The sequence below is a fragment of the Bradyrhizobium sp. LM2.9 genome (assembly GCF_054056555.1).
In genome coordinates this window covers 6,918,177-6,931,087 of record NZ_JBSRYJ010000002.1, presented here as the reverse complement: position 1 = coordinate 6,931,087, position 12,911 = coordinate 6,918,177, and the positions used below count along the sequence as shown (strand labels likewise).

15 protein-coding genes are annotated in these 12,911 nt (G+C 63.2%); 10 read left to right on the top strand and 5 right to left on the bottom strand.

All coding sequences use genetic code 11. The features are described from left to right. Window positions 1-58: 58 nt before the first annotated feature. Window positions 59-1,381, bottom strand: a complete 1,323-nt coding sequence (urtA, locus tag ACVWW3_RS35335) for an urea ABC transporter substrate-binding protein (RefSeq protein WP_247343819.1) — start codon at window positions 1,379-1,381, stop codon at window positions 59-61. Between the two features lie 505 nt (window positions 1,382-1,886). On the opposite strand from urtA, the gene ACVWW3_RS35330 reads away from it, so the two are divergent. The 3 genes from ACVWW3_RS35330 (at window position 1,887) to ACVWW3_RS35320 (ending at window position 4,188) form a co-directional block, all read left to right on the top strand. Beyond that, the gene (locus ACVWW3_RS35330; RefSeq protein WP_456651618.1) at window positions 1,887-3,398 is read left to right on the top strand and encodes a DEAD/DEAH box helicase; all 1,512 of its coding nucleotides are present in this window, start codon (window positions 1,887-1,889) and stop codon (window positions 3,396-3,398) included. Between the two features lie 23 nt (window positions 3,399-3,421). After that, on the top strand, window positions 3,422-3,709 hold the full coding sequence (infA, locus tag ACVWW3_RS35325; RefSeq protein ID WP_007599789.1) for a translation initiation factor IF-1: 288 nt from the start codon (window positions 3,422-3,424) through the stop codon (window positions 3,707-3,709). A 266-nt stretch (window positions 3,710-3,975) separates the two neighbouring features. Then, window positions 3,976-4,188 carry a cold-shock protein gene (locus ACVWW3_RS35320; RefSeq protein WP_247320093.1) on the top strand — a complete coding sequence of 71 codons (213 nt, stop codon included), beginning with the start codon at window positions 3,976-3,978 and terminating at the stop codon, window positions 4,186-4,188. Between the two features lie 75 nt (window positions 4,189-4,263). On the opposite strand, the gene ACVWW3_RS35315 is transcribed toward ACVWW3_RS35320, so the two are convergent. The 4 genes from ACVWW3_RS35315 to ACVWW3_RS35300 form a co-directional block, all read right to left on the bottom strand. After that, on the bottom strand, window positions 4,264-4,884 hold the full coding sequence (locus ACVWW3_RS35315; RefSeq protein ID WP_456651619.1) for a TadE/TadG family type IV pilus assembly protein: 621 nt from the start codon (window positions 4,882-4,884) through the stop codon (window positions 4,264-4,266). A gap of 23 nt (window positions 4,885-4,907) precedes the next feature. Next, window positions 4,908-5,480 carry a TadE/TadG family type IV pilus assembly protein gene (locus ACVWW3_RS35310; RefSeq protein WP_456651620.1) on the bottom strand — a complete coding sequence of 191 codons (573 nt, stop codon included), beginning with the start codon at window positions 5,478-5,480 and terminating at the stop codon, window positions 4,908-4,910. A gap of 218 nt (window positions 5,481-5,698) precedes the next feature. Beyond that, window positions 5,699-6,196 carry a pilus assembly protein N-terminal domain-containing protein gene (locus ACVWW3_RS35305; protein ID WP_456651621.1) on the bottom strand — a complete coding sequence of 166 codons (498 nt, stop codon included), beginning with the start codon at window positions 6,194-6,196 and terminating at the stop codon, window positions 5,699-5,701. A 154-nt stretch (window positions 6,197-6,350) separates the two neighbouring features. Next, window positions 6,351-7,178: a sterol desaturase family protein gene (locus ACVWW3_RS35300; RefSeq protein WP_456651622.1), complete on the bottom strand. Its 828-nt coding sequence runs from the start codon at window positions 7,176-7,178 to the stop codon at window positions 6,351-6,353. A gap of 260 nt (window positions 7,179-7,438) precedes the next feature. Between ACVWW3_RS35300 and ACVWW3_RS35295 the strand changes: the two genes are divergently transcribed. From ACVWW3_RS35295 to ACVWW3_RS35265, 7 genes are all read left to right on the top strand, one after another. Then, window positions 7,439-7,603 (top strand): Flp family type IVb pilin, encoded by a 165-nt coding sequence (locus ACVWW3_RS35295; RefSeq protein WP_011084259.1) that lies wholly within the window; start codon window positions 7,439-7,441, stop codon window positions 7,601-7,603. A 68-nt stretch (window positions 7,604-7,671) separates the two neighbouring features. Further along, window positions 7,672-7,818, top strand: coding sequence for a hypothetical protein (locus ACVWW3_RS35290; protein WP_247343835.1), 147 nt, complete (start codon window positions 7,672-7,674; stop codon window positions 7,816-7,818). A gap of 123 nt (window positions 7,819-7,941) precedes the next feature. Next, complete coding sequence (locus ACVWW3_RS35285) at window positions 7,942-8,466, top strand: A24 family peptidase (protein WP_354103055.1); 525 nt, start codon at window positions 7,942-7,944, stop codon at window positions 8,464-8,466. Window positions 8,467-8,593: 127 nt separating this feature from the next. Further along, a complete protein-coding gene (gene cpaB / locus ACVWW3_RS35280; protein ID WP_247343841.1) occupies window positions 8,594-9,391 on the top strand; it encodes a Flp pilus assembly protein CpaB in 798 nt (265 codons plus the stop codon). Between the two features lie 11 nt (window positions 9,392-9,402). Then, window positions 9,403-10,878: a type II and III secretion system protein family protein gene (locus tag ACVWW3_RS35275; protein ID WP_456672437.1), complete on the top strand. Its 1,476-nt coding sequence runs from the start codon at window positions 9,403-9,405 to the stop codon at window positions 10,876-10,878. Window positions 10,879-10,895: 17 nt separating this feature from the next. Continuing rightward, the gene (locus ACVWW3_RS35270) at window positions 10,896-11,633 is read left to right on the top strand and encodes a CpaD family pilus assembly protein (protein ID WP_456651623.1); all 738 of its coding nucleotides are present in this window, start codon (window positions 10,896-10,898) and stop codon (window positions 11,631-11,633) included. After that, window positions 11,630-12,898 carry an AAA family ATPase gene (locus ACVWW3_RS35265; protein ID WP_456651624.1) on the top strand — a complete coding sequence of 423 codons (1,269 nt, stop codon included), beginning with the start codon at window positions 11,630-11,632 and terminating at the stop codon, window positions 12,896-12,898. Before ACVWW3_RS35270 ends, ACVWW3_RS35265 begins: the two co-directional genes overlap by 4 nt. The last annotated feature ends 13 nt before the right edge of the window (window positions 12,899-12,911 follow it).

Sequence of the window (12,911 nt, the reverse complement as noted above, 5' to 3'; positions counted from 1 at the left end):
GGAGAAGGCGGCGGGATCGCCGTCTTCTCCGATCGTGCAATGGAGCGTCAGATCCGGATCAGGAGCCCGAACCGAGGCACTTGTTGGTCTTGGTGTTGAAGTTGCCGCACTTCTTGCCGACCCAGTCGCCGACCAGGTCCTTGGAGCCGTCGAGCTCCTTCGACCAGGCATCGCCCGCGACAAGACCCGGGGTTTTCCACACCACGTCGAACTGGCCGTTGGCTTTGATTTCGCCAATGAACACCGGCTTGGTGATGTGATGGTTCGGAAGCATCTTGGAGGTGCCGCCGGTCAGGTTCTTAGCTTCGATGCCCGGGAGCGCATCGATCACCTTGTCCGGATCGGTCGACTTCACTTTCTCGACCGCCTTGACCCACATGTCGAAACCGATGACGTGCGCTTCCATCGGATCGTTGGTCACGCGCTTCGGATTCTTGGTATAGGTCTGCCACGCCTTGATGAACTTCTCGTTCTCCGGCGACTTGATCGACTGGAAGTAGTTCCAGGCGGCGAGATGGCCGAGCAGCGGCTTGGTGTCGATGCCGGCGAGTTCTTCCTCACCCACCGAGAACGCGACGACCGGGATGTCCTTTGCCTTGATGCCCTGGTTGCCGAGCTCCTTGTAGAACGGAACGTTGGCGTCGCCGTTGATGGTCGAGACCACCGCGGTCTTCTTGCCGGCCGAGCCGAACTTCTTGATGTCAGCCACGATCGTCTGCCAGTCGGAATGACCGAACGGCGTGTAGTTGATCATGATGTCTTCCTGGGCGACACCCTTGGACTTCAGATAGGCTTCCAGGATCTTGTTGGTGGTGCGCGGATACACATAGTCGGTGCCCGCGAGCACCCAGCGCTTCACCTTCTCGTCCTTCATCAGATAGTCGACGGCGGGGATCGCCTGCTGGTTCGGCGCAGCACCAGTGTAGAACACGTTGCGCTCGCTCTCCTCGCCCTCGTACTGGACGGGGTAGAACAGGATGCTGTTCAGCTCCTTGAACACCGGGAGCACCGACTTGCGCGACACCGAGGTCCAGCAGCCGAACACGACCGCAACCTTGTCCTTGGTGATCAGCTCGCGCGCCTTCTCGGCGAACAGCGGCCAGTTCGAAGCGGGATCGACGACGACGGCTTCGAGCTTCTTGCCGTTCACGCCGCCCTTCTTGTTCTGCTCGTCGATCAGAAAGAGGATGGTATCCTTCAGCGTGGTTTCGCTGATGGCCATGGTGCCGGAGAGGGAGTGAAGCACGCCGACCTTGATGGTGTCGTCAGCGGCCTTCGCACTGGAAATGGAAGCCAGACCGAGCATCAGTCCGGCGGTCGCGGCGAGAACGCCACGGCGGCTAAATGACGCCGCTATATCGTGAGTGGATTTGCTATGCATGAGTGTCTCATCTCCCTGACGCAGACGTGAAAAACGCTGCGAAACGGCCCCACGGCCGCCTGCGATTAACGGATTCGCAAGAACCGTGCCATGGATTGGACACCGATCAAGTCATTGTTTTTGTTTGTAAAATTGCCTGAAAACGAAGTATCGCCACTATTCGCCAGCCCAAAATTTAGGCAATTCAAATGTATGCGAAAGCGGCAGGCAGGTTACTTTCTGAGCAGGATGCGCACTCTGGCTAAATTTCCGGCATAACTATTTCTGCACCGCAACCGCTATTTGTGGCCCAACGTGCCTTGAAAGCGCCCCCTCAATGTTCCATATGGTGGCCGAGGCCTCTTGCGAATCAAGCGGCCGTTGCGAGCCGCGTGTTCTTAAGCCCTTTCGGGCGTCTGGCTTGCCCCATCTCACCAAGCCATCCGACACCCCAAACACGCAGGTGTCCCATTTGACACCCCTATTGCGCGTGCCCCGCTAACTGCGCCGGGCGCCTGCTTTCGACATGGAAAGAACCCCTCTTTTGACTTCCTTTCAGGATTTCGGCCTCGCCGAACCCATCGCACGTGCCCTCACCGAAGAGAACTACGTCACCCCCACCCCCATCCAGGCCCAGACGATCCCGACCGCGCTGACTGGCCGCGACGTGGTCGGCATCGCCCAGACGGGAACCGGCAAGACTGCGGCCTTCGCGCTGCCGATCCTGCACCGCCTGCTCGAGAACCGCATCAAGCCGCAGCCGAAGACGACCCGCGTCCTGGTGCTCTCGCCCACCCGCGAGCTGTCCGGCCAGATCCTCGACAGCTTCAACGCCTATGGCCGCCACATCCGCCTGTCTTCGACGCTCGCCATTGGCGGCGTGCCGATGGGCCGTCAGGTCCGCTCGCTGATGCAGGGCGTCGAGGTGCTGGTCGCTACTCCCGGCCGCCTGCTCGACCTCGTGCAGAGCAACGGGCTGAAGCTCGGCAGCGTCGAATTCCTCGTGCTCGACGAGGCCGACCGTATGCTCGACATGGGCTTCATCAACGACATCCGCAAAATCGTCGCCAAGCTGCCGATCAAGCGGCAGACGCTGTTCTTCTCGGCCACCATGCCGAAGGACATCGCCGAGCTGGCCGACGCCATGCTGCGGGACCCGGCCCGCGTTGCGGTCACCCCGGTCTCCTCGACGGTGGAACGCATCCAGCAGCGCATCATCCAGGTCGACTTCTCTTCCAAGCCCGCCTTACTGGCCAAGCTGCTGAAGGACGAGCCGGTCAACCGGGCCCTGGTCTTCACACGCACCAAGCACGGCGCCGACAAGGTCGTAAAGACACTCGAGAAGGCGGGCATCCCCGCCAGCGCCATCCACGGTAACAAGTCGCAGAACCATCGCGAACGGACGCTTGCCCAGTTCCGCACCGGTGAAATCCGCACGCTGGTCGCCACCGATATCGCCGCTCGCGGCATCGACGTCGACGGCATCACCCACGTCATCAATTTCGACCTCCCCAACGTGCCCGAGACCTACGTGCACCGCATCGGCCGCACCGCGCGCGCCGGCGCCGAGGGCACCGCGATCTCGCTGGTCGCAGGCGGCGAGGAACTCGCCTATCTCCGCGACATCGAGCGGTTGATCAAAGTGACGCTGCCGCGCGAAGACCACCGCACCGACGCGGGCCGCCGCGATGCGGGCCCTCCCCCGTCCCAGCAGCGTCAAGGCCGGCCCAGCCGCCCAGGCCAGCGTCCGCAAGGCGCACGGAATGGCGACGGGCGGCGTGCCGACGAAAGGCATGCTGACGGTCGTCACCACAGTGCCGGCAAGCAGGGCGACGGACGGCCCGGCAGCGGCCCGAAGGCTTCGAAGCCATCTCGTCACGGCCGCTCCGGCGGCAAGGTGCATTCTTCGCCAAACGGCCGTCCTGAACAGCGTTCCGCGCATAGCGCCGGGGCGTCTGATGGGATACAAGGCGTTGCCTTTTTGCGCCGCGAGAGTCGGCCGAACGGCCAACCGAGCCGCAAACCCCATTCGCACTAGCCGTCCACGACCTGGAGAAATTCATGGCTAAGGAAGAGCTGATCCAGTTCGAAGGACTGGTCACCGAAATCCTCCCCGACGCGCGCTACCGCGTGCAACTCGACGCCGGACACGAGATCGTCGCCTACACCGCCGGCAAGATGAAGAAAAACCGCATCAAGACGCTGGCGGGCGACCGCGTGACGGTGGAGATGTCGCCCTATGACCTCGAAAAGGGCCGGCTGATTTTCCGCCACAAGGATGAACGCCCGAGCGGCATGGGCGGACCTCCGCGTCCCGGGCAGCGCGGTGGCCAGTTCCGCCGCCGCTAACAGGGGTCAGCGCGCGAGCGCGGACCCAAAATCTCGACCTGTATGCTGATCCGCCGTGACCGTCACGGCGGATCAAAAAAACGTGCATGCAGGATTGTTATGCGGCCTCGTTTCCAGTAAAAACAGCTCATCGATTTTCGGCCGGACGACATTGGCATCCACCGGTACAGCCGGTTCAGACACGCTGACGACCCTTCCAAAATTCGATCTAACCTGTCCGCGCAAGCGGGCTCTTACATTGTGTTATCTGAGAAGGGACTACCCCCATGAGCATGGGAACCGTGAAGTGGTTTAACGCGACCAAGGGCTTTGGCTTCATCCAGCCCGACGACGGCGGCCAGGACGTGTTCGTCCACATCAGCGCCGTCGAGCGCGCTGGCCTCGGCACGCTGAACGAAGGCCAGAAGATCTCCTACGAGATCGTGGCCGACCGCCGTTCCGGCAAGTCGGCAGCGGACAACCTCCGCTCCGCCGGCTGAGCTACTGCTTAGGGCCCGATCGGCTCAAGCGAACAAGTCAAAAGAAAAGGCCGGGCGCGACGCCCGGCCTTTTTTTCATTCCACGCAGGGCGACGGTACATCGTTGTAAGGAACGCAGGTGACCTGGCGCGGCCGCGTGTAGGAGACATCGGCCAGCGTTACGCCCGATTTCAACACGTAGCCCACCGAAGGTGTGTAAAGGTAGCTCACCTCACTGAGAATGAGGTAGGTCTTCGGGACCAGGAGCGTCGCGGGGATCATCGACGTGACAATGTCGCCGGCCTTCCGGGCCGAGACCGTCAGCGTCGCCTGCGTTGCACCGCTCGCAATGGTGCCGCCCGTGCTCCAGTCAACCGTGGCAATGCTGTTCTTATCGATATGGATCTGCGAGATCGCCGCCTTCACGAGCGTAGCGTCGTAAGGCATGATGACCGATATGCTTGCCGTGAACGTGTCCGGCATGTTGGTATTGTCGAGCTTCGTTGACTGCGACGTCAAATCGGACAGAGTCCGTGCAATCATCGTGATTTTGCGATCGATGGCCACGGCCGATGAAAATTCGACGGTGCCGAAGAACATCGCCAGCATCAGCGGCATGATCACCGCGAATTCAGTCGCCGCGACCGCGCGCTTGTCGGCGACGAAGTCCCGCACGCAGCTACGGGCATTTCTCCAGATATTCGCAATCTCCTGCATCGGTCTGCTCAGATCCATCTGTCTCAGAAGGGTTCATTCTTGAAGGCCGCGGTCGCCACCAGCAGCCGCTTGTTGCTGCAGCCCATGTTGAAGCCGAGGCCGGTGACGAAGAGCGGCCACTGATAGAACAGCCGCACCACGACGACCTGGCCGGCGGCCCCGGCACTGTACTGCACGCCGGTTGGGTTGAAGCTACAGGAATTGCCATAGCTGGTGAGGCTCAGCGATCCGAAAGTGTTCGTACTCACGACGTCGACGTAGAGCTTGGCGCAATCGAACAGCGCCGGGATCTGGTTACAAACGTAAGTCTTGAACGTCGTTTGCGAGCAGGGTGTGCTCACGCCGGATACCGCGCAGGCCGTCACTGAACCGGATTGCGCCTGACCGGTCAGCAACACGCGCGCGGAATTCTGCGCGACGGTCTCGAGCACCTGGCTCGCGAAGAACATCAGCGCCGACTCGATGATGGCGAACAGCAGCGCGAAGAAAACCGGCGCGACGAGCGCGAACTCGACGGCTGCCGAGCCACGGCGGCTGCCGCGAAACCGGCGTAATGCGGCGAGGAGCGTGAACCTCTTAGGCGCGGGCGATGGCATCAAATTCCCCAGCAGCGGCGATCATCTGCCCCATTCAGTAGCGGAAACTGATTGTTTAAGTGTTCAGGCGATCCGCACTCGGCGGCCCGGGCCGTTAAAGGTGCGTTAACCGCGAACGACCCGAGGCTCGGAGAGAGGAACACCCGCACGCGCGTGCGTCCCGGGCACGACGATCCTGCCCGGGCACACCCGCCAATCGGTCTTGCTAATTCGTCTTGCTAGTTCGTCTTGGCGCCCGCACCGGCGCTGCCGCTGGCCGTGCTGCTCAACGAACCGGCCTGGCTCATCGTGTTGTTGAAGTAGACGTCGCTGTCGCCGAGCGTCACGCGACGCTGGCAAAGCGGCGCGCAGCTGTAGGACTCGCGCTCGATCCCGCGATAGACGGTGACGAGCCGGTCGCTCGGACCTTCGACCTGGATCTGGCGGTCGACCAGGATCTCGCCGCCCCGGTCGAGCGCGATGAAATTGGTGGCGCCATAGCCCTTTCCGGTCACGACGATCATGCCGCCGGGCTGGAGCGTGACGTCGGCGATCATGGGATTGCCGACCACGATGGTCGCCACCTTGCCGGGCAGCCGCACCAGCTTGGCCTGGTCGACATTGACGGCGATCGTATCGGCGGTCGGCTCGGCAAGTCCGGCAGCCGGCGATGCCAGCACCGCGGCCGCAACCAGAAGACAGACGCGCGCATGACGGCGCAGCAGTTGTTTAGGCATACTCTTACCCCCGGGACGTCACAAACCGGCAGAAGCGATCAGATAGCAGCGGAGCCGGTGCCCGACGCGGCTAACCTGCCCTCAATTCGTGAACGTTCCGCAAATTCGCCGACTATTGTTTGAACGGACTGGCGTTTTGCGGCCCTCGAGGACCCTAGTGGCGGAACGGATAGGCAAGCTGCCCTCCGATCTCCTTCGGCATGGTGGCTTCGTCCTTGCCGTAATCCTGCGGCAGTTCCCCCGCGGGCATGCGGAAGGTGCCGAACAGCACGTCCCAGATCGGGAACGTGCCGGCAAAATTGGTGTCGCCGCCCTCTTCGAGAGAGGTGTGATGCCAGCGGTGGAACACCGGCGTCGCCAGCAGATATTTGAACGGCCCGAAGGTCCAGTTCAGGTTGGCGTGCACGAAGGCCGAATGGAAGGTCGTGAACGGGGCGACCCAGATCATGACGTTCGGGGAAATGCCGGCCATCAGCAGCACGACGTCGACCCCGATCGTGCCGAGCATGAGATTGACGGGATGGAAGCGGGCCGCCGAAATCCAGCTTATCTCCTCCGAGGAGTGATGGATCGCGTGGTACTTCCAGAACCCGCCGCCGTGGAACAACCGGTGCAGCCAGTACAGCATGAAGTCGGACAGGACCAGGAACAGCACGGCCTGGACCCAGAGCGGCAATAGCGACAGCGGGCCGTGGCCATTGTCGTAGAAGGCGATGAGCTCGTCGGCATCGTGGATGTTGAAGACGAAGCTCGCGCCGACGATCAGAAGTCCGATCCGCATGACGCGCGCGAACACCGGAACGAAGAACCAGTAGCAGATGTCCGTAACGATCTCCCGCTTGCGCCACCACGGCACGCCGGGATTGCAGGCCCAGAAATGCTCGAGCACGGTGAAGACCACCGCCAGCGCGAAGGTCGTGGGGACCACCTTCGCGATGGTCTCGCCGAGCATCAGGGCGACTTGCATGGGCAGGCTCGACATCATCGTCTCTCTTGCGAATTGCTGGTCCCGCCTACGCGTACTCTCCTAAATTTAAGGGACGGTGAAGCCGGCACTGCGCTTGCTGCACATCCGCTTCCGGGACGAATTGCAGCTGCCGCCTTAAGGTGAAATTCACTCTGGCCAGCGGGAAGCGGGTTTGCCCGATCGAATTAACTCTACCGAAAGAGCTCGGATCTCATGGTCAGCGCGTCAAGCACAGCGCCGAACGAGGCGATCCCACCCCAGATGGAGTTATGTTCATGAAGAACCTGATTGCGCGTTTCGCGAAAGATGAATCCGGCGCCACCGCCATCGAATACGGCCTGATCGCCGCCGGCATCGCGCTGGCCATCATCACCGTCGTCAACAATCTCGGCAGCACGCTGAACACCAAGTTCACCTCGATCAGCACCTCGCTGAAGTAAGCGACCGACGAACGACGGCAAATGCCCCGGACCTCCGGGGCCTTTGTTTTCTAAGACGGTGAGTTCCAGTGGCGTTGCGCAAGTACAGAACCGATGCCGCGGTCGCGGCGAACGAGGCGGAGACGGCGCAGACCGGCTCGCCGGCCTATTGGATCTGCCTTGCGCTGCTGCTTGCGACGACCGCGCTCGCCGCGCGCATCGCCAGTCTCTGGTGAGCACGCGTTCGGCGGGTTGCACCCTTCGGGAGCGCGGCCGTCGTTGTCGGTTTGTTTAGCACTGCCGGCTAGCCTCCGGCGACGCCAGCTCCGCGCCAAAACCCCAGGCCTCAAGACGCAGCCATGATCCTCGACCTTGCGCGCCTTCTGCTCTTCCCTGCCCTGATGGCGTTTGCCGCCGCGAGCGATCTCTTCACGATGACGATCTCGAACCGCGTGTCGCTGGCGCTGGTCGCCGGCTTTTTCGCGCTCGCTCTCGCCGGCGGCATGGCACCTTACGAGATAATGAACCATGTCGGCGCCGGCGCGCTTCTCCTGGTCGTGGCCTTCACCTGTTTTGCAATGGGCTGGATGGGCGGCGGCGACGCCAAGGTCGCCGCGTCGGTCGCGCTCTGGTTCGGCTTCGCGCAATTGATGGATTTTCTGCTCTACGCTTCGCTGTTCGGCGGAGCGCTGACGTTGCTCCTGCTCCAGTTCCGCCAATGGCCATTGCCATACGGGCTGGCGGGCCAGGCCTGGCTGGCACGGCTGCACGACAAGGAAAGCGGCATCCCTTACGGCATCGCGCTCACGCTCGGCGCGCTGATGATCTACCCGGAGACCGAATGGGTGAAGGCGATCGACCTCGCTCACCTCGCATTGCGCTGAACGCATCGGGTAAACCCGGCGTTAAGGCGATTTAGATACGCCTCATTAACCATGCTTTGACGAATAGCTGGTCAACTGCCGATTACAGCGACGGCAGCGTCGCGGCGTTTGGTGGAAAGTGAAGCGTATGAATAGGGCACGCATTGTCGTCCTGACGGTTGCCATTTGCGCCGGCGGTGTCGCCGCGTACTTGGCGAGCGGCTCGGACAATTCTGCGCCGCCTCCGGCTCCGGTCGCGCAGCTTCCGACGGTCGACGTCCTGGTGGCCAAGAACGACATCGGCCTCGGCCAGACCGTCAAACCGGAAGATGTGCAGTGGCAGACCTGGCCGACCGCGACCGCCAGCGCCACTTTTATCCGCCGCAATGAGCGCCCTGAGGCGGTAACCCAGGTCACCGGCTCGATCGCACGCGCTCCCTTCATCCAGGGTGAGCCGATGCGCGACCAGAAGCTGGTCAAGGCCGAAGGCTCCGGCTTCATGGCGGCAATCCTGCCCACCGGCATGCGCGCAATCTCGACCGAGATCTCGCCGGAGACCGGCGCAGGCGGCTTCATCCTGCCCAACGATCGTGTCGACGTGCTTCTGACTCGCCGTCTCAAGAACCCGGACCAGAACAACGGCGCGCCCGATGTCGTCACGTCCGAGATCATCCTGGCCAATGTCCGCGTCCTGGCCATCGACCAGGCACCCAAGGAGAAGGACGGTCAGAACGCGGTGGTCGGCAAGACCGTCACCCTCGAGCTCAACCCCGCGCAGACTGCGACACTCTCCGCCGCGCGCCAGAGCGGCACGCTGTCGCTGGCGCTGCGCAGCATCGTCGACGTCAAGATGAGTGAGATCACGCTCGATGAATCCGCGCAGAAGCGCGACGGCGTTTCCATCATTCGCTATGGCATCCCAAGCTCGACGGCGAAGGCACGATGAGGACTGTCGATATGGAATGCAGGGCAGATTTGACGACGATGCGAACCTCAATGGTCCGCGCCCTGTCGTTTTCGGCTGCCGTTGCGCTCGCGCTCAACCCGGTGCTGACCCCCGCGGTCGCTGCCGACTATCGCCCTGCGGCGCAGGCCGCGGCCGACGGTCAGATGAACGCGCGCTTCCTCTCACTGGGCATCGGCAAGTCGATCGTGATCGACCTGCCGCGCGACATCAAGGACGTGCTGGTCGCTGATCCCAAGATCGCCAATGCGGTCGTTCGCTCGGCGCAGCGCGCCTACATCATCGGCGCCGCGATCGGCCAGACCAACATCGTGTTCTTCGATTCCGCCGGCCAGCAGATCGCGGCCTATGACATCGCGGTCAAGCGCGACCTCAACGGCGTGCGCGCCGCGCTGAAGCAGGTCCTGCCCAATGCAGACATCCAGATCGACGGACTCGGTGACGGCATCATCCTGACCGGCTCGGCGGCGAACCCGGCCGAAGCCCAGCAGGCCAACGATCTCGCCTCGCGCCTCGCGGGCAGCCCCGAGAAGGTCGTGAACTCGATCGTGGTCCGCGGCCGCGACCAGGTCATGTTGAAGGTGACGGTCGCGGAAGTCGCGCGCAGCATTGTCAAGCAGCTCGGCATCGACCTCACGGCCAACCTCAACTACGGCACCTCGGTCGTCAGCTTCACCAACGCCAATCCGTTCACGGCGCTCGGCCACAACCTCGTCGATGGCAACAACCTGACCACCAAGTTCGGCGCGACCCCGTCGGTGCAGGCCACCCTGCGTGCGATGGAAACCGCGGGCGTGATCCGGACGCTGGCTGAACCGAACCTGACCGCGATCTCCGGTGAATCGGCAACTTTCATCGCCGGCGGTGAATTCCCGGTGCCTGCGGGCTATGCGTGCGACCCAACCACGCATGTCTGTACCACCCAGATCAGCTTCAAGAAGTTCGGCATCTCGCTCAACTTCACCCCGGTCGTTCTCAGCGAGGGCAAGATCAGCCTGCGGGTGATGACCGAGGTCTCTGAGCTCTCAAACGAAAATGCGATCACGCTGTCCCAGGCCGTGACCTCGACGTCGGTCAACTCGCTGACGGTGCCCTCGATCAAGACCCGCCGCGCCGAGACCTCGCTGGAAATTCCCTCCGGCGGCGCGATGGCGATGGCCGGCCTGATCCAGCAGCAGACCAAGCAGGCGGTCAGCGGACTGCCGGGCCTGATGCAGCTTCCGATCCTCGGCACGCTGTTCCGCAGCCGCGACTTCGTCAACAACGCGACCGAGCTGGTCGTGATCGTGACGCCCTATATCGTTCGCGCCGTTGCGCAAAAGGACCTGTCGCGGCCGGATGATGGCTTCTCCGCGCCTGCGGATCCGCAGGCCGAGCTGCTCGGCAACATCAACCGCATCTACGGTGTGCCCGGCCGGACCGAACCGGCCAAAAGCTACCGCGGCACCTACGGCTTCATCACCGACTGAGGCGGAACGGGGACTTCATGAAGATCACAAGACCACCCCAGCTTCGCAGTCGCGCCATCCGCCTCGGTGGCGCGCTCGTCGGCATGGCGCTCGCCCTTGGCGGCTGCCAGCACGACGAAGCGGTCACGGGCTCGATTCCCGACGACTACAAGCAGCGCCATCCGATCGCGATCGAGGAGCAGAACCGCTCCATCGTCGTTTTCGTCGGCCATGCCCGCGGCGGATTGACCGCCGCCCAGCGCGCCGACGTGATGGGCGTCGCGTCGGCCTGGCTGCACGAAGGCACCGGCGCCATCCGGATCGACGTGCCGTCCGGCACGCCCAACGCGCGTCCGGTCGCGGAGACCATGCGTGAAATCCAGGCGATGCTGTCGGCGGCGGGCGTTCCGCCGCGCGGCGTCAACGCGCGTCCTTACCAGCCGGAAGACAAGCGTTTCCTGCCGCCGATCCGGCTCACCTATTCCAAGATCGCCGCGGTCGCAGGTCCCTGCGGCCTGTGGCCGGAGGACATCGGCCCCTCAATGAAGAACAAGAGCTGGTTCGAGAACAAGGACTATTACAATTACGGCTGCGCCTATCAGCGCAACCTCGCGGCGATGGTCGACAATCCATCGGATCTCGAGCAGCCGCGGCCGGAAACGCCGTCTTACACGGCGCGGCGCACTGCCGCGTTCGAGAAGTACCGCAAGGGATTGCCGACGGGCGTCGCATATCCTGACGCCGACAAAGCCAAACTCAGCGACACCGGCAGATGATCAACTACGCTCGCCAGCCTCAAGAAGAGCAGTCTGAGGCATCTCTCCCCCCGATCGAGGAGCATATTGCGCCTGCGCCGCGCGTTTCCGTGCAGGCGTTCTGCGAGACCGTGGAAACGGCGGCCGCCGTGCAGTCGGCCGGCGAGGATCGCCGTCTCGGCAAGGCCCATCTGAAGATCCAGATGGGCGGTATGGCGGCTGCGGTCGAAGCCTACCGCTCGGCGCCCACGCCGAACGTGATCGTGCTCGAAAGTGACGGCCGCAGCGACATCCTGGGCGGGCTCGACCATCTCGCGACCGTCTGCGACGCCGGCACCCGCGTGGTCGTGATCGGCCGCATCAACGACGTCACGCTCTACCGCGAGCTGGTGCGCCGCGGCGTCAGCGACTACGTGCTTGCGCCAGTCGGCCCGATCGACGTCGTGCGCTCGATCTGCAACCTGTTCTCGGCGCCGGAAGCCAAGGCGGTCGGCCGTATCATCGCCGTGGTCGGCGCCAAGGGCGGCGTCGGCGCTTCGACCATCTCTCACAATGTTGCCTGGGCGATCGCACGCGATCTCGCGATGGACGCGGTCGTCGCCGACCTCGACCTCGCCTTCGGCACCGCCGGGCTCGACTACAACCAGGACCCGCCGCAGGGCATTGCCGACGCCGTGTTCTCGCCCGATCGCGTCGATACCGCCTTCATTGACCGCCTGCTGTCGAAATGCACCGACCACCTCAGCCTGCTGGCGGCGCCGGCGACGCTCGACCGGGTCTATGATTTCGGCACCGACGCCTTCGATGCCGTGTTCGACACGCTGCGCTCCACCATGCCCTGCATCGTGCTCGACGTCCCGCACCAATGGTCGGGCTGGACCAAGCGCGCCTTGATCGGAGCGGACGACATCCTGATCGTAGCAGCGCCCGACCTCGCCAATTTACGCAACACCAAGAACCTGTTCGATCTCCTGAAGGCCTCGCGGCCCAACGACAGACCGCCGCTCTACTGCCTGAACCAGGTCGGCGTCCCGAAACGGCCTGAAATCGCCGCGGCGGAGTTCGCCAAGGCGATCGAGAGCCAGCCGGTCGTCTCGATCGCGTTCGAGCCGCAGATCTTCGGCTCGGCAGCCAATAACGGCCAGATGATCGCGGAGATATCGGCCAACCACAAGTCAATCGAGATGTTCCTTCAGATCGCCCAGCGCCTGACCGGCCGCAGCGAGACGAAGAAGCAAAAATCGTCCTTGCTTTCACCCCTGATTGAGAAGTTGCGGGGAAAATAGCCCCGCATGGAGT

Bases quoted from the DNA above. Each gene is read 5' to 3' on its own strand.
- urtA (WP_247343819.1), bottom strand. From the start codon at position 1,381: ATGCATAGCAAATCCACTCACGATATAGCGGCGTCATTTAGCCGCCGT.
- ACVWW3_RS35330 (WP_456651618.1), top strand. From the start codon at position 1,887: ATGGAAAGAACCCCTCTTTTGACTTCCTTTCAGGATTTCGGCCTCGCC.
- infA (WP_007599789.1), top strand. From the start codon at position 3,422: ATGGCTAAGGAAGAGCTGATCCAGTTCGAAGGACTGGTCACCGAAATC.
- ACVWW3_RS35320 (WP_247320093.1), top strand. From the start codon at position 3,976: ATGAGCATGGGAACCGTGAAGTGGTTTAACGCGACCAAGGGCTTTGGC.
- ACVWW3_RS35315 (WP_456651619.1), bottom strand. From the start codon at position 4,884: ATGCAGGAGATTGCGAATATCTGGAGAAATGCCCGTAGCTGCGTGCGG.
- ACVWW3_RS35310 (WP_456651620.1), bottom strand. From the start codon at position 5,480: ATGCCATCGCCCGCGCCTAAGAGGTTCACGCTCCTCGCCGCATTACGC.
- ACVWW3_RS35305 (WP_456651621.1), bottom strand. From the start codon at position 6,196: ATGCCTAAACAACTGCTGCGCCGTCATGCGCGCGTCTGTCTTCTGGTT.
- ACVWW3_RS35300 (WP_456651622.1), bottom strand. From the start codon at position 7,178: ATGTCGAGCCTGCCCATGCAAGTCGCCCTGATGCTCGGCGAGACCATC.
- ACVWW3_RS35295 (WP_011084259.1), top strand. From the start codon at position 7,439: ATGAAGAACCTGATTGCGCGTTTCGCGAAAGATGAATCCGGCGCCACC.
- ACVWW3_RS35285 (WP_354103055.1), top strand. From the start codon at position 7,942: ATGATCCTCGACCTTGCGCGCCTTCTGCTCTTCCCTGCCCTGATGGCG.
- cpaB (WP_247343841.1), top strand. From the start codon at position 8,594: ATGAATAGGGCACGCATTGTCGTCCTGACGGTTGCCATTTGCGCCGGC.
- ACVWW3_RS35275 (WP_456672437.1), top strand. From the start codon at position 9,403: ATGGAATGCAGGGCAGATTTGACGACGATGCGAACCTCAATGGTCCGC.
- ACVWW3_RS35270 (WP_456651623.1), top strand. From the start codon at position 10,896: ATGAAGATCACAAGACCACCCCAGCTTCGCAGTCGCGCCATCCGCCTC.
- ACVWW3_RS35265 (WP_456651624.1), top strand. From the start codon at position 11,630: ATGATCAACTACGCTCGCCAGCCTCAAGAAGAGCAGTCTGAGGCATCT.